Origin of the sequence: Chryseobacterium sp. (genome assembly GCF_041914225.1) — a bacterium.
GTDB lineage: Bacteria > Bacteroidota > Bacteroidia > Flavobacteriales > Weeksellaceae > Chryseobacterium.
Genome location: NZ_JAYSDT010000007.1, coordinates 12,788 through 38,072, shown reverse-complemented (window position 1 = coordinate 38,072; position 25,285 = coordinate 12,788). Strand labels below are relative to the sequence as shown.

25 protein-coding genes are annotated in these 25,285 nt (G+C 36.4%); 20 read left to right on the top strand and 5 right to left on the bottom strand.

The window, feature by feature from the left end; all coding sequences use genetic code 11:
* Positions 1-29: 29 nt before the first annotated feature.
* The gene (locus ACE3RB_RS05135; protein ID WP_374463239.1) at positions 30-911 is read right to left on the bottom strand and encodes an SDR family oxidoreductase; all 882 of its coding nucleotides are present in this window, start codon (positions 909-911) and stop codon (positions 30-32) included.
* Between the two features lie 395 nt (positions 912-1,306).
* Positions 1,307-1,720, bottom strand: coding sequence for a DUF1573 domain-containing protein (locus ACE3RB_RS05130; RefSeq protein WP_374463238.1), 414 nt, complete (start codon positions 1,718-1,720; stop codon positions 1,307-1,309).
* Between the two features lie 159 nt (positions 1,721-1,879).
* Between ACE3RB_RS05130 and ACE3RB_RS05125 the strand changes: the two genes are divergently transcribed.
* The 5 genes from ACE3RB_RS05125 (at position 1,880) to ACE3RB_RS05105 (ending at position 8,458) form a co-directional block, all read left to right on the top strand.
* Positions 1,880-3,142 carry a sensor histidine kinase gene (locus tag ACE3RB_RS05125; protein ID WP_374463236.1) on the top strand — a complete coding sequence of 421 codons (1,263 nt, stop codon included), beginning with the start codon at positions 1,880-1,882 and terminating at the stop codon, positions 3,140-3,142.
* A 2-nt stretch (positions 3,143-3,144) separates the two neighbouring features.
* Positions 3,145-3,828: a response regulator transcription factor gene (locus tag ACE3RB_RS05120; protein WP_332388199.1), complete on the top strand. Its 684-nt coding sequence runs from the start codon at positions 3,145-3,147 to the stop codon at positions 3,826-3,828.
* Between the two features lie 78 nt (positions 3,829-3,906).
* Positions 3,907-6,204, top strand: coding sequence for a GH92 family glycosyl hydrolase (locus ACE3RB_RS05115; protein ID WP_374463235.1), 2,298 nt, complete (start codon positions 3,907-3,909; stop codon positions 6,202-6,204).
* Between the two features lie 191 nt (positions 6,205-6,395).
* Positions 6,396-7,403, top strand: a complete 1,008-nt coding sequence (locus tag ACE3RB_RS05110; protein WP_374463234.1) for an aldo/keto reductase — start codon at positions 6,396-6,398, stop codon at positions 7,401-7,403.
* 158 nt (positions 7,404-7,561) lie between these two features.
* On the top strand, positions 7,562-8,458 hold the full coding sequence (locus ACE3RB_RS05105; protein WP_374463233.1) for a helix-turn-helix domain-containing protein: 897 nt from the start codon (positions 7,562-7,564) through the stop codon (positions 8,456-8,458).
* A gap of 167 nt (positions 8,459-8,625) precedes the next feature.
* Here the strand turns inward: ACE3RB_RS05105 and ACE3RB_RS05100 are convergent, their stop codons facing one another.
* Positions 8,626-9,963: a dihydroorotase gene (locus ACE3RB_RS05100; RefSeq protein WP_374463232.1), complete on the bottom strand. Its 1,338-nt coding sequence runs from the start codon at positions 9,961-9,963 to the stop codon at positions 8,626-8,628.
* 101 nt (positions 9,964-10,064) lie between these two features.
* Between ACE3RB_RS05100 and ACE3RB_RS05095 the strand changes: the two genes are divergently transcribed.
* The 8 genes from ACE3RB_RS05095 (at position 10,065) to ribA (ending at position 17,123) form a co-directional block, all read left to right on the top strand.
* On the top strand, positions 10,065-11,492 hold the full coding sequence (locus tag ACE3RB_RS05095) for an oligosaccharide flippase family protein (protein ID WP_374463231.1): 1,428 nt from the start codon (positions 10,065-10,067) through the stop codon (positions 11,490-11,492).
* A gap of 154 nt (positions 11,493-11,646) precedes the next feature.
* Complete coding sequence (locus ACE3RB_RS05090; RefSeq protein WP_002981815.1) at positions 11,647-12,663, top strand: sugar phosphate nucleotidyltransferase; 1,017 nt, start codon at positions 11,647-11,649, stop codon at positions 12,661-12,663.
* A 106-nt stretch (positions 12,664-12,769) separates the two neighbouring features.
* Complete coding sequence (locus ACE3RB_RS05085) at positions 12,770-13,621, top strand: DUF4292 domain-containing protein (protein WP_374463228.1); 852 nt, start codon at positions 12,770-12,772, stop codon at positions 13,619-13,621.
* Positions 13,618-15,180: a peptidoglycan DD-metalloendopeptidase family protein gene (locus tag ACE3RB_RS05080; RefSeq protein WP_374463227.1), complete on the top strand. Its 1,563-nt coding sequence runs from the start codon at positions 13,618-13,620 to the stop codon at positions 15,178-15,180. The genes ACE3RB_RS05085 and ACE3RB_RS05080 overlap by 4 nt, the downstream gene beginning before the upstream one ends.
* 31 nt (positions 15,181-15,211) lie before the next feature.
* On the top strand, positions 15,212-15,424 hold the full coding sequence (locus ACE3RB_RS05075; protein WP_002981818.1) for a twin-arginine translocase TatA/TatE family subunit: 213 nt from the start codon (positions 15,212-15,214) through the stop codon (positions 15,422-15,424).
* A gap of 14 nt (positions 15,425-15,438) precedes the next feature.
* Positions 15,439-16,053, top strand: coding sequence for a DUF4254 domain-containing protein (locus ACE3RB_RS05070; protein ID WP_374463226.1), 615 nt, complete (start codon positions 15,439-15,441; stop codon positions 16,051-16,053).
* Positions 16,050-16,508, top strand: coding sequence for a hypothetical protein (locus ACE3RB_RS05065; protein WP_374463225.1), 459 nt, complete (start codon positions 16,050-16,052; stop codon positions 16,506-16,508). The genes ACE3RB_RS05070 and ACE3RB_RS05065 overlap by 4 nt, the downstream gene beginning before the upstream one ends.
* 18 nt (positions 16,509-16,526) lie before the next feature.
* Entirely contained in the window at positions 16,527-17,123 is a 597-nt protein-coding gene (ribA, locus tag ACE3RB_RS05060; RefSeq protein ID WP_374463224.1) for a GTP cyclohydrolase II, read from the top strand.
* 203 nt (positions 17,124-17,326) lie between these two features.
* Here the strand turns inward: ribA and ACE3RB_RS05055 are convergent, their stop codons facing one another.
* Positions 17,327-17,875 (bottom strand): hypothetical protein, encoded by a 549-nt coding sequence (locus ACE3RB_RS05055; RefSeq protein WP_374463223.1) that lies wholly within the window; start codon positions 17,873-17,875, stop codon positions 17,327-17,329.
* 115 nt (positions 17,876-17,990) lie between these two features.
* Here ACE3RB_RS05055 and ACE3RB_RS05050 point away from each other — a divergent pair, with 115 nt between their 5' ends.
* The 7 genes from ACE3RB_RS05050 to ACE3RB_RS05020 all read left to right on the top strand — a co-directional run bounded on the left by ACE3RB_RS05050 (position 17,991) and on the right by ACE3RB_RS05020 (position 24,306).
* Entirely contained in the window at positions 17,991-19,694 is a 1,704-nt protein-coding gene (locus tag ACE3RB_RS05050; RefSeq protein WP_374463222.1) for a glycoside hydrolase family 3 protein, read from the top strand.
* 24 nt (positions 19,695-19,718) lie between these two features.
* The gene (gene bshA / locus ACE3RB_RS05045; protein WP_374463221.1) at positions 19,719-20,867 is read left to right on the top strand and encodes an N-acetyl-alpha-D-glucosaminyl L-malate synthase BshA; all 1,149 of its coding nucleotides are present in this window, start codon (positions 19,719-19,721) and stop codon (positions 20,865-20,867) included.
* Between the two features lie 83 nt (positions 20,868-20,950).
* Entirely contained in the window at positions 20,951-21,532 is a 582-nt protein-coding gene (locus tag ACE3RB_RS05040) for a Crp/Fnr family transcriptional regulator (RefSeq protein ID WP_149389211.1), read from the top strand.
* 52 nt (positions 21,533-21,584) lie between these two features.
* Positions 21,585-22,028: a DoxX family protein gene (locus ACE3RB_RS05035; RefSeq protein WP_374463220.1), complete on the top strand. Its 444-nt coding sequence runs from the start codon at positions 21,585-21,587 to the stop codon at positions 22,026-22,028.
* Positions 22,029-22,220: 192 nt separating this feature from the next.
* The gene (locus ACE3RB_RS05030; protein WP_374463219.1) at positions 22,221-23,477 is read left to right on the top strand and encodes a DUF2851 family protein; all 1,257 of its coding nucleotides are present in this window, start codon (positions 22,221-22,223) and stop codon (positions 23,475-23,477) included.
* Positions 23,478-23,568: 91 nt separating this feature from the next.
* A complete protein-coding gene (locus tag ACE3RB_RS05025) occupies positions 23,569-23,790 on the top strand; it encodes a PspC family transcriptional regulator (RefSeq protein ID WP_002981826.1) in 222 nt (73 codons plus the stop codon).
* A 3-nt stretch (positions 23,791-23,793) separates the two neighbouring features.
* On the top strand, positions 23,794-24,306 hold the full coding sequence (locus tag ACE3RB_RS05020; protein WP_374463217.1) for a GNAT family N-acetyltransferase: 513 nt from the start codon (positions 23,794-23,796) through the stop codon (positions 24,304-24,306).
* A gap of 241 nt (positions 24,307-24,547) precedes the next feature.
* On the opposite strand, the gene ACE3RB_RS05015 is transcribed toward ACE3RB_RS05020, so the two are convergent.
* Positions 24,548-25,282, bottom strand: coding sequence for an SIMPL domain-containing protein (locus ACE3RB_RS05015; protein WP_374463216.1), 735 nt, complete (start codon positions 25,280-25,282; stop codon positions 24,548-24,550).
* Between the last annotated feature and the right edge of the window lie 3 nt (positions 25,283-25,285).

Sequence of the window (25,285 nt, the reverse complement as noted above, 5' to 3'; positions counted from 1 at the left end):
TCCGGGAGTTTTTTTAATATAAGTTTAATTTAATTTGACTTTTTAGCTTTAATCATAGCTTCCAAAGCATCCCACATTTCACGGGGAATTGCTTCAAGTATATTGAACTCTCCCGCTCCCTGAAGCCATTCTCCTCCATCAATGGTTACCACTTCCCCATTCATATATGCAGAATAATCAGAAACCAGGTAAGCAGCAAGGTTGGCCAGCTCCTGATGCTCACCTACTCTTCTCAACGGAACTTTCTTTTTCATATCGAATTTTTCCTGAAGGTCTCCCGGAAGAAGTCTGTCCCAAGCTCCTTTTGTAGGGAAAGGTCCCGGAGCAATGGCATTGAAACGGATTCCATATTTTGCCCATTCTACAGCCAGTGATCTGGTCATTGCCAGAACTCCCGCTTTTGCACAGGCTGACGGTACTACATAGGCAGAACCCGTCCATGCATATGTTGTTACAATGTTCAGTACAGTTCCCGGAGTTTTGGAGTCTATCCAGTGTTTTCCTACAGAGAGTGTACAGTTTTTCGTGCCTTTTAAAACAATATCAAGGATAGAGTCAAAAGCAGAATGAGTGAGTTTTTCCGTTGGAGAGATGAAGTTTCCGGCAGCATTATTCAATAAAATATCAATCTTTCCGAATTCTTTCAATGTGGCCTCTTTCATGGCTTCCACCTCATCCCAGTTTCTCACATCACAAGCCACACAAAGAACTTTACCTCCTGTTTCGTCTTCCAGTTCCTTAGCTGTAGCCTGCAGTTTTTCCAGGTTTCTGGAGGTAATCACTACTTTGGCACCCAGTTCAAGAAAGTATTTGGTCATCGCTTTTCCAAGACCGCTTCCGCCTCCTGTTACAATTGCTACTTTATCTTTCAGTGCACCTTCGCGCAGCATAGGTTGTGTATATAGACTCATAAAATATTTTTTCTTAAAAATAATAAATATTAAAATGCAATCCCTTAAAACAGGTTGATAAATAATGCTACAAATAGTTATTCTTTCTATAGAAGCTGCATAAATTTTTACATTGATGATTTTTTAACCAAAAAAAACACAAAGCTCTAAACGTTTAATTTTTTTAGAACCAAACTTTATGCATAATAAGTACACCAAGTATTGTGAAAATCTTTGATTTTCATCTTATATGGACTTTATCCGGCATTAGTTTAAATCTACTTAAGCGGCTAAAGTATTTTTGCATGAAAGTTTTTGTGACTTTGTGGCTGGTAAAGTTCAGACAACTTTATATTTGAAAAGAAAATAGCCTGATAATTTCTACCAGGCTATTTTTTATTTTCTAAAACAATATATTAAGATGCTGTAACCACTCCTTTGAACGAAAGTGTTTTAGGAGTTTTACTGTCACTGGTCGTAACGTTTACAGTCTTCATAAACGGACCAGCCGCTGCTGCGTTGTAACTGGCTTCTACAAACCCTTTTTTTCCCGGCTGGATAGGTGTTTTTGTATAATCTGCCGTTGTACAACCGCATGAAGGGGCTACGTTTTGGATAATGATCGGCTTTGAACTTGTGTTGGTGAATTCAAATCTGATCAGTTTTGGTTTTCCCTGAGGGATATTTCCCACATCAATAGATTCTGATTTCCACTTAATAGCATCAGCTACCATTTTTACAATGGAAGGGGCATCTGTAGTAAGTACATTCGCATAAAACGGAGAGAATGCCAAAACTGCTAAAAGAGCTGTAATTTTTAATTTTTTCATGAGTATAAATTTTAATATTTGAAACTGATTGTTTTCTTTCGGTATCACAAATGTAAAGCACACCGTAATTACAACTTGTTAACCGCTGTCAAACATTTGTTAACAAGTTGTTAATGATAAAAGATAAATAGATAATTTTGGATAATATTGTTTCAGGAAATGAAAATAAAAAGACTCAATATTATCATAACACTGGGATTTGTTGCTATTATCGGAATTTTAATAGCACAGCTAATGTGGACGATACAGGCTTATAATCTTGAAGATAAAAAATTTAATCAGAAGGTCAACATCGCCTTAATGGAAGTTGTAGAAAAGCTCTCCGGCGGAAAGACATCTTATACAGAAAATCCTGTGCAGAATATTGCGAATGATTATTACGTAGTTAATATCAACAACGAATTTCATCCCGTAGTTCTGGAATATTACCTGAAGACAGAATTTACCCGCTTCCAGATCAATACAGATTATGTATATGCATTATACAACTGTCACAGTGATAAGATGGTGTACGGAAAATATATGACATCCCATCAGGAAAACCCTGGCAACAAAGCGATCAATTTCCCGAAACATAAAAACCTGATCTATTACTTCTCCATACGCTTTCCTGATAAAACGACCTATCTGATCAGCTCATTAAGATTCTGGTATCTTCTTACATTTGCTCTTATTATCATTCTTCTGGTATATGTATATTCTATCTATACCATTATTCAGCAAAAGAAATTTTCAGAATTGCAGCGCGATTTTATCAACAATATGACTCATGAGTTTAAAACGCCTTTATCATCAATACTTTTAGCGTCAGAAGCACTTAACAAGCAGGAAATGGTACAGGATAATTCCAAATTGCAGACTTATACTTCCATTATTATCAACCAAAGCCATAAACTCAATAATCACATTGAAAAAATATTGAATATTGCTAAAAACGATGCCGCCGGATTATCATTAAAGCCTCAGAAAATTCTGTTGCTTCCCTTTATTCAGGAAATTGCAGATAATATTCAGCACAAGAATAAAGACCTCAGCATTGAGATTGATATTGAAAACAGCACTTCGGTAATGGCTGATGAATTTCACTTTACCAATATTATTTACAACCTTTTGGATAACTCCGTCAAGTATTGTGAAACAAAACCTGTGATTAAAATTTCAGCTTATAAAGATTCAAAAGGATTATATTTAAAGTTTAAAGACAACGGAATGGGAATTCCTGCTAAAAATATTCCTCATATTTTTGATAAATTTTATCGGGTACATACCAAAAGGAGTGAAGAGGTGACCGGTTTTGGACTAGGATTATTTTATGTGAAAAAAGTTGTGCAGCAGCATCACTGGAAAATTTCTGTGGAGAATAATGAAGATAAAGGAATAACCATTACACTCTTCTTCCCGTTTTCAAATAATCATGTGTAAGTATGGAGAAATCTAAAATTTTATATGCAGAAGATGATAAAACAATAGCATTCCTGGTTGAGGACAGCCTGGAAAGTTATTATGACATCAGCTGTTACTCTGACGGTGAATCTGCATTGGAAGCGTTTAACAGTCAGAATTTCGATATCTGCCTCCTGGATATTATGATGCCCGGCATGAACGGATTTGAAGTGGCACAACAGATCCGCAGTAAGAATTCTGAAATACCCATTATTTTTATTTCTGCAAAAGCATTAAAAGAAGACAGAATCAAAGGACTGAAAATAGGTGCTGATGATTACCTGGTAAAACCATTCAGCATTGAAGAGCTGATGCTGAAAATTGAAGTCTTTCTCAAACGTACAAAAAAAACAGATGCAGCACCTGTAAAATATAAAGTCGGAAAATATGATTTTGATCCAAACAATTACACGTTGAAAGGTGTGGAAAACAACATTACTCTTACCCAAAGGGAGTCTGATCTTCTTTTATATTTTATCCGCCATAAAAATCTGGTCGTCAAAAGGCAGGATATCCTGAAAGCAATCTGGGGTGATGACGATTATTTTATGGGGAGAAGCCTTGATGTATTTATTTCCAGGTTGCGAAAAGTGCTTGCGGAAGAACAGGATGTATTGATTGAAAATCTTCACGGAATAGGTTTCCGTTTTTCTGAGAAAAAGTAATAATAACTCAATTCAAGTAAAATAAAAAACAGCAAATGATGATTTTAATTAATTTTAAACTTTGAAAATTTGTCATTAATGAAAAATCATAGACCTACTGTTGTTCTAATCCTTATATTTTTAAGTGTATGTTTTAAGGCTCAAAAATTTGAGAAATTAACCCAATATGTCAATCCATTAATCGGGACCGAAAAGATGGGACATACTTATCCCGGAGCTACTGTTCCTTTTGGTGCCGTACAGCTAAGTCCTGAAACAGACACCATTTCTTATGAGCTTAACGGAAAATACAATGGTGAGGTTTATAAATACTGTGCAGGCTACCGTTATGAAGATAAAACCATTGTAGGCTTCAGCTCTACACACTTCAGCGGAACAGGACATTCTGACCTCGGGGATTTTCTGATAATGCCTACGGTAGGAAAACTCCAACTGAATCCGGGGACAGCTTCCCATCCTGAAAGCGGCTACAGAAGCAGATTTTCGCATCAGAACGAAACTGCAGAAGCCGGCTATTACAAAGTAAAACTGGATGACCACAATATTCTGGCAGAGCTGACAGCAACTCCAAGAGTGGGAATTCACCGCTACACTTTTCCAAAATCCGACCAGGCTCACATTATTCTGGATCTGATGGCTGGTATTTATAATTATGACGGAAAAAATGTATGGACCTACGTTCGTGTGGAAAATGGAAATACCATCACAGGTTACAGACAGACCAATGGCTGGGCAAGAACCAGAACGGTTTATTTCGCCATGAAATTTTCAAAGCCTTTTAAATCTTACGGTCAGCAGAACTATGATGAAAAGCAGGTTTACAAAGGATTCTGGAGAAAATTCGATCAGAATAAAAACTTCCCTGAAATTGCAGGTAAGAACCTGAAAATGTATTTTGATTTTGACACCAATGAAAATGAAGCCATAGAAGTAAAACTTGCTATTTCTCCGGTAAGCCAGATCAATGCTTTAGAAAACCTGGAAAAGGAAGCGGGAAATATGACGTTCGATCAGGCTAAAGCTCAAGCACAGGACAGCTGGAATAAGGAATTAAATAAAATTGTTATCAAAGGTTCTGATACAGAAAAGACAAATTTTTATACAGCCATGTATCATACCTTTATTAATCCTACGACTTATATGGATGTTAATGGAGAATATAAAGGGCTTGATCAGAATGTTCATAAAGCAGATGGTTTTACTAATTATACAACATTCTCTTTATGGGACACTTACCGTACGCTTCACCCATTTTTTAATATTATTCAGCCTAAACGAAATAGTGACATGGTAAAATCTATGATGGCTCATTATGATCAATTCTCAATGAAAATGCTGCCTATCTGGTCACATTATGCGAACGACAACTGGTGTATGAGCGGCTACCACAGTGTAAGCGTTGTAGCTGATGCTATTATTAAAGGAAATTATAACGGTGATCCTGAAGAGGCATTAAAGGCCTGCATAGAAACAGCTAACAAAAGAAATTACGAAGGCATCGGGCAGTATATTGATCTTGGATATATTCCGGCTGAAAAGAACGGAACTTCAGTTTCCAATACATTAGAATATGCCTACGATGACTGGGCTATTGCCCAGCTGGCAAAACATTTAAACAAAACGGAAATCTACAATCAGTTTATCAAACGGTCTGAAAACTGGAAAAATAATTTTGACAAAACCATCGGTTTTATGCGCCCGCGACTTGCAGATGGAAGCTTTAAAAAAGATTTTGATGTCTTAAGTACCCATGGACAGGGTTTTATTGAAGGAAACTCTTGGAACTATAGTTTCTTTGTTCCGCAAAATCCGGATGAGCTGATCAGCTTGATGGGCGGAAAGAAAAAATTTGCATCCAAACTGGACGAACTGTTCACGATGCATTTACCTGATGAATTCTTTGCCGACACTGAAGATATTACCCGTGAAGGAATTATTGGTGGATATGTACACGGAAATGAACCGCCCCATCATGTTGTCTATTTCTATAACTGGGCCGGACAGCCATGGAAAGCACAGGCACAGATCCGCCGTATTCTGGAAATGCAGTATAAAGCAGCACCGGATGGTCTGGGCGGCAATGATGATGCCGGGCAAATGAGCGCCTGGTATATTTTAAGTTCATTAGGCTTTTATCCTGTCGCTCCGGGATCAGAGGATTATGCTATCGGAAGTCCTGCGATTGATAACGCTGTACTGAATCTGGAAAACGGAAAAACTTTTGAAATTGAAGCTATTAATCAAAGCCAAAAAAATGTGTATGTTCAGAAAGTTCTTCTGAATGGAAAAGAGATTAAAAACTTTACATTAAAACATTCTGAGATTATGAATGGTGGGAAACTTACGTTTTATATGGGAAGTAAGGCAAAAAAGTAAAAGGCAAAATTGCGAAAAGGCGAAAAATAGATACTGTTGAAGTACTATGTTTTTGTCAGTTATAAAGATTATTACCTCATACATTTACTGTCCATAAACCACGATCAGTAATTTACATACAACAACCATGGTTTTGCATACATCCGGATTTTAATTTCTGCTGAATTTTGTATCAATAAAAAATCAACAATATGAAATTGAATCAGGTAAAATTAGGAAACCAGGGGCTGATAGTTCCGAATATTGGTTTGGGATGTATGGGAATGACAGGCTTTGGTGATGCAGATATGTACGGTAAAACCGATGAAAAAGAAGCTATCGCAACCATTCACCGTTCTCTGGAATTAGGTGGAAATTTTCTCGACACCGCAGATCTGTATGGTCCTTTCAAAAATGAACAATTGATTACGAAAGCCATTGAGAATAATCGTGACCGGTATATTATTGCGACAAAATTCGGATGGGAAATTGATGATAACGAACAAGTAACCTGGAGAATCAACGGAACCAAAGAGTATGTAAAAAAGTCTGTGGAACGTTCTCTGAAAAATCTGAAAACAGATTATATTGACCTTTATTATATGCACCGTCTTGATAAAAATACGTCTATTGAAGAAACTGTAGGAGCCATGAGCGATTTGGTGAAGGAAGGGAAAATCGGTTATATAGGACTGTCCGAAGTATCTTCAGAAACGGTGAAAAGAGCGCATGCTGTTCACCCTGTTTCTGCCGTACAAAGTGAATATTCTCTTTTTGAAAGAACGGTTGAAGAAAAGGGTGTTATCAAAACTTTGACTGAACTGGGAATTGGCTTTGTAGCTTATTCTCCTTTGGGAAGAGGTTTCTTATCCGGACAGATCCGCACGATTGATGATTTGCCGGAAAATGATTTCAGAAGAGGAATTCCCCGTTTTCAGGAACAGCATTTCTATAAAAACATTGAATTGGTAGAAGCTATTGAAAACCTGGCTAAAGAAAAAGATATTACCTCATCACAACTGGCTCTGGCATGGATTATCAGCAAAGGAATCCTTCCTATTCCGGGAACGAAACGCAGAAAGTATCTTGAGCAAAATATAGACGCTGCAGGCATCCGGCTAAGCGAATATGAACTTCAGAAACTGGAAAGCATTGTGCCGCTGGGAACAGATACGGGTGCTACTTATGATGAATTCGGGATGGGACTTTTGGATTATTAATTTGTAACTTTAATTTCTATTTAAAAGTTCTGCTATTTTAAAACACAGTATGATCACAGCCCGACTTGAGCGGAAATCCTTTTGTGAGGAGGCACGACAAACAAAAGATTGGGAGCGGAAGGCGGAAAAAGCTGCCAAATATTAAAAAAATTACAGTTATGAACACCATACAATCGATTTCAGCGTTTCACAAATTGCTTTCTCTTCCTGAACCGAAGCATCCGATGGTAAGTGTAATAAACCTTTACGAAAGTGTTTTCATTGAAGATGAGGTCTGGAAAGGTTTTGTGAGCAGATATTACTGTGTTGCACTGAAGCGCAATGCGAAAGGGAAAATAAAATACGGGCAGCAGCATTATGATTATGATAAAGGTGTCCTGAGCTTTACGGCCCCAAACCAGGTTCAGTATCTGGATCTGAAAACGATGGATTGTGAGAATACCGGTTATCTTCTCATTTTTCATGAAGATTTCCTGCTGAAACATCCGTTGGCAAAGACTATTTCATCATATGGTTTTTTTTTATATGCCGTAAATGAAGCCTTGCATTTGTCCGAAGATGAAGAGAATGACTTATTTGAAATCATGCTTAAAATTGATAAGGAATGCCAGCATATTGATCATCATACGCAGGAAATTATTCTGTCACAGATTGAATTATTGCTGAATTATTCGAAGCGGTTTTACGAGAGACAGTTTATTACCAGAAAAAACGGGAGTCATCAGCTTTTGACAAAATTCGAATCTTATCTGAATGATTACTTTAATCAGGGTTCCTCAGACAAAGGGCTTTTAACCGTTCAGCAGATTGCTGAAGCCATGAATCTTTCTCCCAATTATCTGAGTGATCTTTTGAAAATTCATACCGGACAGAATACTCAGCAGCATATTCATGAAAAGCTGATCAGTAAAGCAAAAGAAAAGCTCTCTACGACGGAACTGTCGATCAGCGAGATTGCTTATGAGCTGGGATTTGAACATTCGCAGTCTTTCAGTACGTTGTTTAAAAAGAAGACGAATATGTCCCCACTGGAATTCAGGCAGTCTTTTAATTAATAAAGATTGAGAATAAATGAAATAAAAATAAATTCTGGCTAAAAAAGCCAATGAAAGATTTAAAATAAAAGAGCGGGCTTTAGCCCGCTCCTATTGATTATTATAGTCTCTATTCATATAAAAGTAAAAGAGAATTTTGCGATTTACGATTTTGCCTTTTTACCTTATTAGTCCCTCGCTTCAAAAAGCAGCCTCTCTCCGAATTTATCCTCAGCAATTATACCATTGTCATACACCAGATGTCCGTTAACAAAAGTATGGGTAACTTTCGAATGGAAGTTTGTTCCTTCTAATGGACTCCAGCCACATTTGTACAGTAAATTGTCTTTAGAAACCGTCCAGTTCTGATTTAAATCTACCAAAACAAGATCCGCTTTATAGCCTTCTCTTACAAAGCCTCTCTTTTCAATTTTAAAAAGAATCGCAGGATTATGAGCCATCTTTTCAACGATTTTCTCAAGGGATATTTTGCCGTTTTTATAGTTTTCAAGCATCACAACCAGTGAATGCTGTACTAAAGGCGCTCCTGATGGACATTTGGTATAGACATTATTTTTTTCCTCCGCCGTATGCGGAGCATGGTCTGTAGCAATAACATCGATTCTGTCATCTAATAATGCTTCCCAAAGGGCATCTTTATCTTTCTGAGTCTTTACTGCCGGATTCCACTTGATAAGTCCTCCTTTTGTTTCATAATCCTCATTGGTAAAAGTCAGGTGGTGCACACATACCTCAGCAGTGATCTTTTTATCTTTTAAAGGAATATCATTTCGGAAAAGCTCCATTTCTTTCGCTGTCGAAAGGTGGAAAACGTGAAGTCTCGCTCCTGCTTTTTTCGCAAGTTCAATGGCTTTGGATGAAGATTTATAGCATGCTTCTTCACTTCTGATCAGATGATGGAATTTTACCGGAATATCATCCCCATATTCATCCATATATTTCTGAGTATTGGCTCTGATGGTAGCTTCATCTTCACAGTGAACGGCAATCAGCATTTTGGTATTGCTGAAAATATTTTCCAGCGTTTCCGGATTATCGACAAGCATATTTCCTGTAGATGAGCCTAAAAACAACTTGATTCCCGGAACATTTCTGGGGTTTGTTTTCAAAACTTCCTCCAGATTATCGTTAGTTCCTCCCATCATAAAACCATAGTTGGCATATGCTTTTTGGGAAGCAATTTCATATTTGTCTGCTAATAACTCCTGGGTAACAGCATTTGGAACTGTATTCGGCTGATCGATAAAACTTGTTACCCCACCTGCAATGGCAGCTCGCGATTCACTTTCAATATCTCCCTTATGAGTAAGTCCAGGTTCACGGAAATGTACCTGGTCATCAATGACTCCGGGAAGAAGATATTTTCCTGAACCGTCAATGATCTGATCTGCTTCATCAGAAATACCAACCGCTATTTTAGAGATTAAATCATTTTCTATTAAGATATCGCTTTCAAAAATTTTTCCCTCGTTTACGATATTTACGTTTTTTATAAGAACTTTCATTTCAATTTATTTCCCTGTAAAATTAAGATTTTAAGTTTTAATTCACTCCAAAATCGCAAAACGAATGCTTAAAGTTTTACATTTGCAAAAAAATTTCGGCTTTGTATAAGAAACTATTAGGACAGACAATCATCTACGGAGTGGGAGCAATAGCGCCAAGGATTATTCTATTCATCCTTAATCCACTTTTGATCTATAAGATTCCCAATGAAGGTTTTGCGATTTTTACGCAGCTGTATGCATGGATCTCATTTGTTAACATTATCCTTTCTTTTGGTTTTGAAACAGCGTATTTCAGATTTTCAGCCGAAGAGGATAACGAAAAAAAGACTTTCAATACTTCGTTCTGGTTTTTATTTTCAACTTCCACTATTTTTCTGGCATTGTGTTATTTATTCAACCAGCCCATTGCAGATTATGCAGGATACCACGACAATCCTGAATACATCAGATGGTTTGCGCTGATTGCCTTTTTTGACAATTTGCTGGTCATCCCTTTTGCGTGGCTGCGTTTTCATAATAAACCTATCAAATACTCTGCAGTAAGAATTGTTCAGTCTATATTTCAGGCTGTTTTTACCGCCGCATTATTTTTCTGGATCCCGGAAAATATATCAAAAAGTATGGGACTGGATCAAAATGTAGACTATCCTTTCTTCAGTAATCTCGCAGGAAGTGCACTTGGTTTTTTATTATTGTTCCCTATTATATTAAAGGTAAGGTTTCAGTTTGTGACTTCTCTATTCGGGCGTATGATCAAATACTCCTTCCCTCTTATGCTGGCAGGTCTTGCCTTTATGGTGAATGAAAACTTTGACAAATCTATTCAGAGGAATCATATTTCAGATGAGGAAGCAGGAGCTTACGGGGGCTGCTATAAGCTGGCTGTACTGATGACATTATTTGTTACCGCTTACCGAATGGGAATTGAGCCCTTCTTTTTTAAACAAATGGATAAAGGCGATGCTAAAAAAACTTATGCCAACGTAGCTGAATATTTTGCCTTTTTTGCATGTGCCGTTGCTTTAGGGATCATTGCCAATATATCCTGGCTGAAAGCCGTTTTTATTCCTAATAAATCCTATTGGATCGCTATAGATATCATCCCGATTATCGTTATTGCCAATCTTTGCTTCGGAATATATTATAACTTTTCAACCTGGTATAAAGTAACGGACAGAACCAGTATGGGAACTGTTATTTCATGGCTTGGGGCAGGAATTAATATTGCTCTCAATCTGGTAGCGCTGAATTACTATCACAGCATGATTGGCTCTGCATGGGCCACTTTCGGAGCTTATGTCATTATGATGATTGTTTCTTATCTGCTGGGACAGAAGTACTATCCTATTCCTTACAGAATGAAGAAAATGTCTTTCTTTCTGGTACTGCTTGGAATTTTTAGCTTTATCATTGTAAAGTATCTTAACTATAATATTCTGACAAGCAATCTGCTGTTTCTGATCTTTACCGGAATTTTGATTTATTCTGAGAAAAACCTGATTTTATCAAGAATCAGGAAGAATTAAACTTTGGTCTTTATTTTGCTTGTAAACAAACCTATTGTTAATTTAAACAAATATTTAAAAAGATATAAATTATAGCACATCAAATATTTTAATTATTTATCTTTAGCCTTAATATAAATAACAACTAATAAAACATCTTTTATACATATAATTTATGAAAATTATTGTCCCTATGGCTGGACGTGGTTCCAGATTACGTCCACATACACTGACAGTTCCAAAACCTCTTATTCCTATTGCAGGAAAACCTATCGTACAGAGATTGGTGGAAGATATTGCCAAAGTTGCAGGAGAAAACATTGAAGAGGTAGCTTTTATCATCGGAGATTTTGGTCCTGAGATCGAAAGATCCCTTATTCAGATTGCTGAAAAGCTGGGAGCAAAGGGTAGTATTTATTATCAGAATGATCCTCTTGGAACCGCCCATGCCATCAAATGTGCTGAGCAGTCTATGCAGGGAGATGTCGTTATTGCTTTTGCAGATACGCTTTTCCGTGCAGATTTCCAGCTGGACAAAAATTCTGACGGTGTAATCTGGGTGAAAAGTGTTGAAGATCCATCTGCTTTCGGAGTAGTAAAATTGGATAATTACGGTTTCATTACCGATTTTGTTGAAAAACCCCAGACTTTTGTTTCAGATCTTGCCATCATCGGTATTTATTATTTCAACAGTGCTGAAAAACTGATGGATGAGATCAATTATATCATGGATAATGATATTAAAAACGGAGGCGAATATCAGTTAACAACCGCTCTTGAAAACCTAAGATCTAAAGGCGCTAAGTTTACTCTCGGAAAAGTAAATGACTGGATGGACTGCGGTAACAAAAATGCTACGGTAGAGACCAACAGCAAAATCCTTGAATATGAAAGAGAAGCAATGACGCATTATCCTGCTTCTGCTGTGATTGAAAATTCTTTGATCATTCAGCCTTGCTTTATCGGAGAAAATGTAAAAATCTCCAATTCAAAAGTGGGACCTGGTGTTTCTTTAGGAAACAACACTACTGTTGTCAATTCCAATATTGAAAACTCCCTGATTCAGGAAAACACAAGAATCAATCACGGGAACCTATCCAACTCTATGATCGGTAACTCTGCACAGTATTTCGGAGTTGCCAGAGAAATTTCATTAGGTGATTATTCCGTTTTAGATTTTTTATCTAAATAGAAGTCAAAAATATTTAACTTAAACAGTTTATCATCAAGCCACACAAAATGTTTGTGTGGTTTGGCGTTAATATTGCAACGTATTTTTTTAATTTAAAGATAAATACATGAAAAACTGGATCCCTTTTCTTTTATTGCTTCTCGCCTTATCATCCTGTAAGACCCGTACTGCTGCTCAAAATGATACAGATCGTACACGGGACAGCATTAATGCTGCAAAAGATAAAGATAATGGAAATCCAAAAGATGCCAATGAACCGGTGAGAGACAAGCTCACTTTTTATGAGCATGTATTGATTCCTCCAAAATTTGAACAAATCAAAATAGACAGCAAAGTAAAGGTAGAAACAGGCAGCTATGTTCCGACGCTGGATGCAACCATCTATATTGAAAATGATAAAAAAGTATGGATGAATCTTAGAGCTTTGTTCATCAATGCAGCAAGAGGTATTGCCACTCCCGAAGGAATAAAAGGACAGGATAAAATCAATAAAACTTATATAGATTCCGATTTTGATTATCTTAATAATTTACTGAATGTCAATTTTATTGACTATAAATCATTAGAAAAAATCTTACTGGGAAGAACTTTTGTAAAGATCAACGACAGACAGTTTGACCTCACTCAAAATGCACAGGGTTTTAAAATGGTTTCCAATACCAATCAGAAAATTGTAACGGATGAAAAAAACAGAGAGTATAAAGTAGCTCTTCAGTATGATACCAATTACGATTTATTAAGTGTCAATTTAAAAGATATGCTGTCCTCTGACGAGCTGGAAATTTCTTATAGTGACTGGAACGAATACGAAGGAATCCGCCTTCCGAAAAATGTTAAAATAATTATAAAAGGCTCAAAATCTAGTCAGATTTTACTGGAAAACACGAAATTTGACTTTTCGAGGATGGAAACACCTTATTCTGTACCATCCAGTTATAAGAAAATTGAGATTAAATGATAAGAAAATTTAGCTTTTTAATAGGTGTTTTGATGTTTGGACTGCACCATGGACAGCAGAACAAAGAACAACTGCAGAAGCAGAATGCCGAACTTAAAAAACAAATTGCTCAGATAAATAACGATTTAGCCAAAACCAGAAGTGAATCTAAACTTTCTATCGCCTATCTCTCCAGTGTCAATCAAAAGCTGGTTTTAAGAGAAAAGGTATATAATAATACCCAGAAAGAAAAAAGATTCATTGAGGATGACATTTATTTACGTCAGCTGGAAATTAACCGTCAGAATAAAGAGCTGGCTGTTTTAAGAAAAAACTACGCTGAGGTCTTGGTAAATGCTTATAAAAACAAAGGTGTACAGAATAAAGTAACGTTTATCCTTTCTGCTAAAAATCTGGGAGAAGCTATACGAAGAGTACAGTATCTGAAGCAATATTCAGATTATCAGGATAAAAAAGCTGCTGAAATTACCAATGCAGCTAATCTCATCAAAAAAACCATCGCACAAAAACAAAACTCTGTAAAAGCAAAAGAGACCCTTTTGATCAACCAGCAGAAAGACCTGGCAACCATCAATGCTGAAAGAGCTCAAAAAGAACAGTTAGTTGCAGAATTCAAGAAAAACGAATCCAAGCTGACTGCGGAGCTTAAGCAAAAGCAGGTTCAGTCTAAAGCACTGGAAGGACAGATCAGGGCTATTATTGCTGAAGAGATCAGAATCGCCAAAGCAGAAGAAGAAGCCAGAAAGAAAGCAGAAGCAGAAAAAATACGTTTGGCAAAATTAGCTGCTGAAAGAGAAAAAGCAAGAATTGAAGCAGAAGCTAAAGCAAGAGCAGAAGCCCTGGAAAGAGAAAGAAGACTTGCAGAAGCAGAAGCTAAAAGAGCTGCAGATCTTGCCGCAAAAAGAGCAGAAGAAGAAAGAAAACGTAATGAAGAGGCCGCAAAAGCAGAAGCTAATGCAAGAGATGAAGCAAGAAGAGTAGCTGCTAAAAAAGCTTCGGATGAAGCTAATGCAAAAGCCAAAGAAGCTGCAGATAAACTGGCAGCAGCAAGAGCAGCAGAAGCAGCACTTACCAAGAGAAAAGAAGATGAGAAAAAGGCAGCTGAAACAAAAGCTATGACAAGCTACGGAGTTTCTACTGCAACGGGAAGCAGTTTTGCAGACAACAGAGGGAGACTTGGTTATCCTGCAGACAGAGCCGGACAGATCACCCACCGTTTCGGAAGACAGCCGCACCCGGTTTTCAAAAATATTACTGAAGAAAATAACGGGATTAAAATTTCCGTCCCGTCAGGTACACGTGCAAAATCAGTGTTCCCGGGATCAGTATCTTCGGTATTGGCTAACAATGACGGAACAAAGACTGTCATTATCAAGCACGGCGGCTATTTTACCATTTATTCCAACTTAGGAAATGTAAGTGTTTCAAAAGGACAGCAGGTTTCCTCAGGAACTCCAGTAGGGACTATAGCTCAGGATTTTGATGGCGCCTATACCCTTGATTTCCAAGTATGGAACGGAAGTACACCAGTTGATCCGTTAGGTTGGATTTCATATTAAAAAAAGTGTACCTTTGTAGAAATTTTAAGAGATGAATACATTAACAATACTTGCCTTATCTTGGCAGCATATCCTTATCGTTGCAATCATTTTAGTATTGCTTTTCGGAGGAAAGAAAATTCCGGAATTAATGAGAGGAGTAGGTTCAGGAATCAAGGAATTTAAAGATGCAGTAAAAGAAGAAGATAAACCAGGTTCTGAAAATAAATCGGCTTCCAACAATAACAATTCTTCAAGCAACTAAATTCCTTAGAATTAATGAAATTTACTGAGACTGCATGGAAAGTCTTCAATCAAGCCATTGAAGACTATCACGTGTCTGATGACGTTAACACTCTAATTAATAACCCGTTCGAAAAAGATAGTTTGGAACGGATTTTGTATGCAAAGAACTGGATTGATACCGTTCAATGGCATTTGGAAGATATAATTAGAGATGAAAATATTGATCCGGCTGAAGCTCTTCAACTCAAGAGAACGATAGACGCCTCCAATCAGAAAAGAACTGATCTGGTAGAATATATTGATGGCTGGTTCCTTAAAAAGTTTGAAAATATAACTCCTAAACCGGAAGCAAAAATAAATACGGAAACTCCCGCTTGGGCAGTAGACAGACTCTCCATTCTTGCATTAAAGGTTTATCATATGTCGTTAGAAGCTAACAGAGAATCCGCTTCTGAAGAACACAGAAACAACTGCCAGGCTAAACTGGATGTTCTGCTTACTCAGAAAGAGGATTTATCAACTTCTATAGATCAGTTGCTTGCTGATATTGAAAACGGTAACGTTAAGATGAAAGTGTACAAACAAATGAAAATGTACAATGATGAAAGTCTTAACCCAATCCTTTATCAAAAAGGGCAACAAAAATGAAACGACTATTTTTCTTTGGAGTACTTATCATATTAACATCTTCCTGTGCAACGGAAAAACTTAATATTTCTCCGTTGTCAAGTAATTTTTATAGCGATGCAAAAGGTTCTGATTCCGATAGAGGCTCAAAGAAGAATTTCAATATCAATATAAAACAGAATGTAAATGCTTCTGAAATTTCAAATATGATCTCCACTTTTCCCAAGTTTAAAAACAACGGGTTAAATGATGAGATTACAAGCATGAAATACAGCCTTCAGAATTATTTATATGCTATTGATGCCAGCAATTCTGCGGGAAAGAGCAGAGCCCTGAAAAGCTTCGAAAAATCATACAAGAAAATACAGAAGCTAAGGCAGAATCTTGACAGAGATGAAGATGAAGTTCTTAACAGATATCTTGTTCGTTTAAAAACCAATGTTTCTGTTATTGAAGACACTTTGCCAGGAAGTTAAAAACTAATTGAACTATCAATGATTAAAATTCAGGCGGAAGCCAATGTTCCTACAGAGCACGGTACTTTCCGAATGATAGCTTTCTCCGAAAACGAAAATGACTGGATGCCTCATATGGCCATTGTTGCAGAAAACACAGATTTCTCAAAGCCTGTCAATGTTCGTTTCCACTCAGAATGTATTACCGGAGAAGTTTTCCATTCAAAAAAATGTGAATGCGGCCAGCAATTGGATGCTGCAATGAAATATATCCATGAAAACGGTGGAATTATTATCTACCTTCGTCAGGAAGGCAGAAACATCGGGATCATCAACAAGCTGAAAGCTTACTCACTACAGGAAAAAGGATTGGATACCGTACAGGCCAATCTTCAACTTGGTCTTCCTGCAGACGACAGAAACTTTGGGGTAGCCATTGAAATTCTTAATCTGCTGGATGTAAAAGACATTAATCTTTTGACCAATAATCCTGAAAAGGTAAAGTATGTAGTTGACAGCAACATTCACCTTAATTCAAGAGTACCGCTACAGATTCCTGCCAACGAAATAAGCAAAGGATATCTGCAGACAAAAAAAGACTTCTTTGGACATCTTCTGGATGACAATGATAACTAAACAAAATAAAAGCTTCAGAAATATTCTGAAGCTTTTTTTATTTAATTGAACTTTTTAGCCTTTAGCCATAGTTCATTCAACCAAATTTGAATCCAATATTCTAGGATGTCTTATAACTGTCTTAATGTTTATAAATCAAAAGCCCCGGAAGAGATTTCTCCCGGAGCTTTTTTAATTATAAAAAACTGAAAAGATATTCTGAATTATTTAGTCTTAATTTTAGACTCGTCAATATTGTAATATTTGATTACGCTCCTATAATCGTTATAATCTACAGGAGCACCTTTAGCCATTTTTGCACCACCTGTTCCTGTACTGTTTGCAGGTAGAATCAGGACTCTGAATTTTTTGTTCTGATAATACGATGGATTAGCTGTCAAACTGAAAGTACTGGTGGAGTTAATATTAATCGTAGCTGCATACTTACTGAATTCATAAATATAGTCTACAGCATCATTAGTTGCATTCCCTACATAATAAGTATATGGTAAAAGTTTCCAGACAGGAGAATCTCCGTCAGTTCCAATCTGCATATAAATAAGCACCATATCAGATTGTACTAATGGTTTGTTAAAATCATCACTCCATCTATAAAGGTTGTCGTTAACTCTGGTAAAAGTTGGGCTGATATCAAATGACTGGCTTATTGTATCATAATCTGTTCCCTGTACTACAGTGTCATCACTATTATCACAGCTATAAGCTGTAAAACCTACAGCGCCCAGGAATAAGAAGAGAAGTATTTTTTTCATTTCTATTAAAGTTTAGTTATTATTTATATTGCGTATTCAAATCATATACCAAAAATTTCAAAAACTTTGTTTTCATCATTTTTTTAATTGTATTTTTGTTCTTATTCAAAAAGTCATGAAGAAATTAATATATATTTCACTCTTTATTGTTGCATTGATAAACCCTAAAGTTAAGGCACAGTATCAGCCTAAAAATGCATCCAAAGAAGATTTGAAAAAGGCTCAGCAATGGGTTGATAAAACTTACAAAAATCTTTCTCAGGATGAAAAACTAGGACAGCTTTTTATTATTGCACTGTATACCAATAAAGGAGAAGACTATATCAACCAGGTAAGAAATATTGTTACAAACGATAAAATAGGCGGTCTGATTTTAATGCAGGATGATGCCGCAAGGGAAATCAATCTGGTGAATGAATTTCAGCAAAAATCTAAAGTTCCTCTGATGATCGGTATGGATGCCGAATGGGGATTGTATCAGAGAATTGCAACGGCTCACAAATTTCCATGGGCCATGACGTTAGGTGCCATTCAGGATAAAAATCTTGTCTACCAGATGGCAGCAAAAATTGCTGAAGATTGCCACAGGATGGGAATCAACTGGGATTTTGCTCCTGTAGTAGATGTCAATACCAACCCTGATAACCCGATTATCGGTAACAGAAGTTTCGGATCTGAAGTAAGTAATATAATCAGCTCTGCTCTATCCTACTCTAACGGTCTTCAGGATAACAATATCTTAGCTGCTATCAAACATTTCCCGGGACACGGAGACACCAGCACAGATTCTCATCTTGATCTTCCCGTAGTTTCCCATAACATTGACAGACTTAATACAGTAGAGCTGGCACCATTCAAAGCTCTGATGGATAAAGGAATTGGCGGTGTAATGGTTGCTCATTTATACGTTCCGAATTTAGAATCAGGAAAAGGGATTCCCGCTTCTGTTTCCAAGAATATCATTACCGGTTTACTTAAAGACAAACTGGGCTTCAAAGGCTTAATCATTACAGATGCATTAAATATGGGTGCTGTAGCCAACAAATATAAACCAGGTGAACTGGATGCTATGGCCTTTAAAGCAGGAAATGACATTATGCTTTTCTCACAAGGGGTTTCTGAAGGAAAAAAATTAATTCAGAAAGCTATAGATAAAGGTGAGATACCTCAATCCAGAGTAGAAGAAAGTGTGAAAAAGATCTTACTGACCAAGTATTTCCTTGGTCTGACTCAATATATTCCTAAAAATCCGGAAAACATCAATGCAGATCTTAATAATAGTTCTCATACCCAATTGGTACAGAATCTTTATTCCAATGCCTTGACTTTATTAAAAGACGAAAAGAAATTATTGCCACTTACCGAAAAACAAATATATTATGTTCCTCTGGAGGAAGCGCCTTACCAGACTTTTGCCAACAGACTAGGAAATAATGTGATCATTAAAAAAGCCGGAGAAATTACTACTATTCCGGCAGGTTCAACAGTAATTGTAGGTTTCCATAAGGATAATTCAACGGCTTATAAACCTTATAAAATTTCATCAGAATCTAAGAAAGTACTTTCTGATCTTACTCAGAATCAAAATGTAATTCTGAATGTTTTCGGAAGCGCTTATGCATTGAAGGATATTGATATTTCAAAAGTTTCAACAGTTCTTGTCTCTTATGAAAACAACGATGATTCTATGAATGCAACCGCTGATGCTTTCAATGGAAAAACAAAAATATGGGGAAAACTTCCGGTACTGGTTAATGACCAATTAAAACCGGGAATGGGCATAGAGCTTAATGCAGCAACCTCTGCAAACACCAAATAAACAATATCAAACAACAATAATCTAATGAAAATAGGCATACTTTGCTATCCGACATATGGAGGAAGCGGAATTGTAGCAACAGAATTAGGAATGTCCCTTGCCAATAAAGGATATGAAGTACATTTCATCAGTTCTGCACTTCCTGCAAGATTAGACATCACCAACCCGAATATTTTCTTTCACAGGGTAAATGTTCAGACCTATCCGCTTTTCCAGTATCAGCCTTATGATATTGCACTGAGTTCGATGATCTACAGGGTTGTCAATCTTTATAAACTGGATCTTCTGCACGCACATTATGCTATTCCTTATGCATATGCAGCATTTACCGCAAAACAAATGCTTAAGGAAGACAATAATGACATTCCTTTGGTAACGACCTTACATGGTACGGATATTACCCTTGTAGGCCAGCATCCAAGTTATAAACATGCTGTAGAATTTTCAATCAATCAGTCTGATGCGATTACTTCAGTTTCTGAAAGCCTGAAAAAAGATACCCTTCCGTTTTTCAACATCAAAAAAGAAATTCAGGTGATCACCAATTTTATTGACAATTCTGAATTTGATGACTGTACTGAATGCCAGAGAACACAGTTTGCCAATCCTGATGAAAAAATCCTGATTCATGTATCCAACCTTCGTCCTGTAAAGCGTGTGGATGAAGTACTTCAGATTTTTAAAAATGTGGAGAAAAAGGTGAAATCCAAACTGATCATTATTGGTGAAGGGCCTGATATGGAAAAGGTCAATCAGTTCCTGGAGGAAAACCCGGAGCTTATTTCCAAAATCCGCCTTTTAGGAAAAGTAAATGATCTTTATAAAATCCTACAGCTTTCAGACGTATTTTTACTTCCATCTGAGCAGGAAAGCTTTGGTCTTGCAGCGTTGGAAGCCATGGCGGCTTATACTCCGGTGATCAGTTCCAATGCAGGAGGAATTCCTGAGGTGAATATCCAGGGAGAAACGGGATATCTTGCTGAAATTGGAAATGTGGAAGCCATGAGCAATTACACCATCAAGCTGTTGAGCAATGATGAACTTTTAGCCAAAATGAAACAAAATGCGAAAGATCAGGCGATAAAATTCGATTTGAAAAACATTCTTCCTATCTATGAGAAAATGTATAGAACGACTATAGAAAACTTTAATAAGGAATTTTCAAAAGTATAAAGAGAGTCGTTATATTATCAATAGCCACAATATTTAAGAAATATTTGTGGCAATTTTTTAATGATATCTAAACTATTGATGACGTGGAATCAAATAAATTAATTGAACATTTCTCAAAATATATAAAACTCAATATTGAAGAAATTGAATTAATTGATTCTTTATTCACACCTAAAAACCTGAAAAAGAAAGAATTCTTATTGAGGAGCGGTGAGACCTGCAGAACAGAAAGTTTTATCATCAGCGGGTGCCTGAGAACTTATTCAATTGATGAAAATGGATTTGAGCATACCCTAACGTTTGCCATAGAAGATTGGTGGACTGGGGATTTATTAAGTTTTTTAACAGAAACACCTTCTTTTTATAATATTATTGCATTAGAAAATACTGAAATCCTCCAGATCACAAAAATAGATTTAGATAAACTATATCTTGAAGTTCCAAAACTGGAACGCTATTTCAGGCTGCTCATACAGAATGCATATGTATCACAGCAACAAAGGATTAATCAAAATCTGTCACAAACAGCTGAACAACGATATCTGGAATTTATTGGGAAGCACTCCACATTTCTACAGAGAATTCCACAAAAGCATATAGCTTCATATCTTGGTATCACTCCTGTATTTCTAAGTATGCTCAGAAAAAAACTGATCCAAAAGTAATTTCTTCAACTACTTTAATTTTTTTGTTGGCTGTTATCCTCAATTTTATGAAATGAAAAATAAAATTTTTAACACCAACGACGATTGGACAGGATTTGTGATTAGACTCACACTTGGATTAATACTGTTTCCGCATGGAGCTCAAAAAATGTTTGGCTGGTTTGGCGGACCCGGATTCAGTAAAGAAGTTGAACACCTGACAGAATATATGCATCTGCCATGGATTATTTCAGTAATGGTAATTCTAGCAGAATTTTGGGGATCTGTCTCTTTAATTATGGGCTTGGCTTCAAGATTATGGTCCGTAGCTTTTGGCGTCTTGTTCGTTAATATTATCTTCATAGCTCATTTAGAAAATGGTTTCTTTATGAACTGGTTCGGAACCCAGAAAGGCGAAGGCTACGAATATCATCTATTGGTGATTGGATTATGTATTGCTTTAGGATTAAACGGAAGTGGAAAGTATTCTGCAGATCAATTAATTTCTAAAAAATAACGGCTGAACAATGTTTCTGTTGAATATGGACAGAAATACACAGCAAAATAAAAAAACTTAACAGTATTCTCCATAAATCCCGCTTAGAAAATATTTTTTTCTATAAATCAATAAATGTGTAGAATGACTATAGAAAACTTTAATAAGGAGCTGACGAAAGTATAATATTTCTATTATATTTACGTTACACTTATGGCGGAAAAACTACTTCAATATCTTTGGAACTATAAGGTTTTCAAAAATTTTGACTTCAAGGATATTGAAGGGAATTCCGTTGAGATCATCCATTCCGGAAAATGGAATAAAAATGCCGGCCCCGATTTTCTTGATGCCCAAATCAGGATCAACGGATTACTTCTCGCAGGAAATACAGAACTGCATGTCCGTTCCTCAGACTGGATTTTTCACAATCATTCGCAGGATCCCAATTATCAGAATGTCATTCTTCATGTTGTTTTTCAGCACGACATGGAAATTCATGAACATACCGGAAAGCATATTCCCACTCTGGAACTCAAAAATTATATTGATGAAAATATCCTGTGGAAGTATGAAAAACTTATTAACGGAGACGAATTTATTCCCTGTGAAAAAATCTTTGATCCGAAAAAAATCCCGGTCAACTTTCATGAAGAGAATATTCTGCAAAAGCTGGATGAGAAATCCTCTCAGCTTGAGCAAAGCTTAGATCAATACAAAAATAATTTTGAGGCTGTTTTATTCCACAGCTTTGCCTATTCATTTGGGTTAAAGGTAAACGCCCATATTTTCCGGCAAATGGCAGAAAGTATCGATTACAGCATTATTAATAAAATCCGTCAGAACCCGCTTCAGCTTGAAGCCCTGTTATTCGGAATTTCCGGGTGGCTTGAGGATCCTCATGATGGCCAGATGAAAATATGGAGAAGAGAATTTAATTTCATTAAAGCCAAGTTTTCTATCTCTGATTTAAAATTTCATCCGAAATTTTTAAGATTAAGACCTCCCAATTTCCCTACAATCCGATTGTCACAATTAGCAGACCTGTATAAGCATCAGAATTTATTTTCAAAGATTATGGAAGCTAAGAATACAGATCAGCTATATGCTGTTTTCAAATCTGTAAAAGCTTCAGAATACTGGGACTTTCATTTCAATTTCGGAAGTATTGCCAAAGTGCAGCCTAAAACATTGAGTAAAGATTTTGTTGATCTTCTTATTCTGAACACTGTACTCCCTTTAAAGTATACCTATCAAAAATATCATCACGAAGAAACTGCGGATGAAATTATTGAACTGTACAGGACTATTTCTACTGAGAAAAATACTATTATTACAGGTTGGAAAAAGCTTGGATTAAATGTGACCAATGCCCTGGAAAGTCAAAGTCTGATTTACCATCACAAGACCTACTGTGAATCTAAAAACTGTCTGGCCTGCGGTATAGGATTTAAGCTTTTAAAAGAATAACCTTATCTGGACAGTTTTTGTCATCAAAAACCTTGTCAAAAAAATTTCTTACCTTGCAGTATTAGATTTAAACTTAAATAACAATCTGAAAATGCTGAGTAATATCCGTCATAAAATGGAAAGAGAGTGGTTTGGGGTACTGACAAGAATGGGTGCCAAGCTGGGAATTCCTGTTTCTAAACTGAGGGTTTTCTTTATCTACTCTACTTTTGCTACCGCCGGTTTTTTCTTTCTGATTTATCTGGGATTGGCATTTACCCTTTGGATTAAAGATATTTTCATCACTAGAAGACCCAGTGTCTTTGATTTATAAATTATGGAATTTTTACCGATTACTTCTGTTGAAGACCCAAGAGTTCAGGAAATCTATACTTCTTATACAGCCACATTTCCTGTAGATGAACAAAGAGATAAGGAACAGTTTATGGGCTTGTTTTCAAATCCATATGTAAAATTCATGTCTGTTATTCATGAATCGGAAGCTATTGGATACCTCATCCTTTGGGAATTGAGTTCCTTTGCTTTTGTGGAACATTTTGAAGTCTTTGAAGCATTCAGAAGTAAAAAGCTGGGCTCTCATATAATGAATCACTTATCAGAAAATTATCCAAGCATTATCCTGGAAATTGAACCTGCAGAGTTGAGTGAAGACGCCTCAAGACGATATTCTTTTTATCAGAGAAATAATTTCAGCCTGATAGATACCACTCATGTACAGCCTAGTTATGGTGAAGGAAAAAAGTCTTTAAACTTATGGCTGCTTGCGAACTACACTCCTGAAAATATAGAGGAAGCTAAAAAAGAAATTCATAAAATTATTTATGCTTAAAATATAAAACGCCGGAATTGTTTTTCCGGCGTTTTTCTTTTATGTTTTTTAACCACAAAAGGCACAAAAGTTTTAAACACTTAAGTTTTTTAGAGCAAAACTTTATGCATAATGAGTACACCTAAGTTTAGTGAAAATCTTTGATTTTCATCTTATGTGACCTATCATTTTAAACTCGTTTTAAAATAAATGCTTTTGTGGCCTTTGCGGTTTTATAAAATTCAATAGATAACTTTTTCTGTTAGTTTACTTCGTATTCCAGCTTTATTGTAATACTGGCTTCTTTTTCTTTGGACGAAGTATTGAAAGTTCCTCCGTAAGAATAATCCTCATTAGAGTTAGGAGCTGTAATCTGGATCACTCCCATGGTTGCTTTCTTCAGATTTCCCAGGCTGCTCCCTGAATTTTCTGCGATTTTTTCAGCACGTTCTTTTGCATCCTTAGTTGCGCTGGCGATCATTTCCTGTTTTACAGTTGCCAGTTTGGTATAGAAATAAGCAGGAGAAGAAGATGTGAATTCAATGCCACGGTTGATGATTTCAGTAATATTTCTGGATAGGTTTTCTATTTTACCAACTTCTTTACTTTCAATAGAAACTTTTTGGGTAAGGTTATAGCCGGAGAATTCTCCCTGTACATAATTTCCGTTTGAATCATTATAGCTTCTGAACTGTTTTTGAATATCTACGGAAGAAAATACAATCTCCTTTTGCTGGATCCCTTTCGAAAGCAGGTAGTCATTGATGACCTTTCTATCTGTTGCCAGTTCATCATAAGCAGATTTCAGATCCATATTATTCTTGGAAAAACTTCCGGACCAGGTAATCAGATCTGAAGTAAATTGTTTTGTCCCTAAACCTGTTACAGAAATCGTGTTTTCGGATTTATTCCTGTTCTTAATGGCATTTCCTAAAAAACCGAAGCCAATGACAAAACCAAGCGCTGCAATAGCTACGGCAAGAATGTTTTTATTCATAAA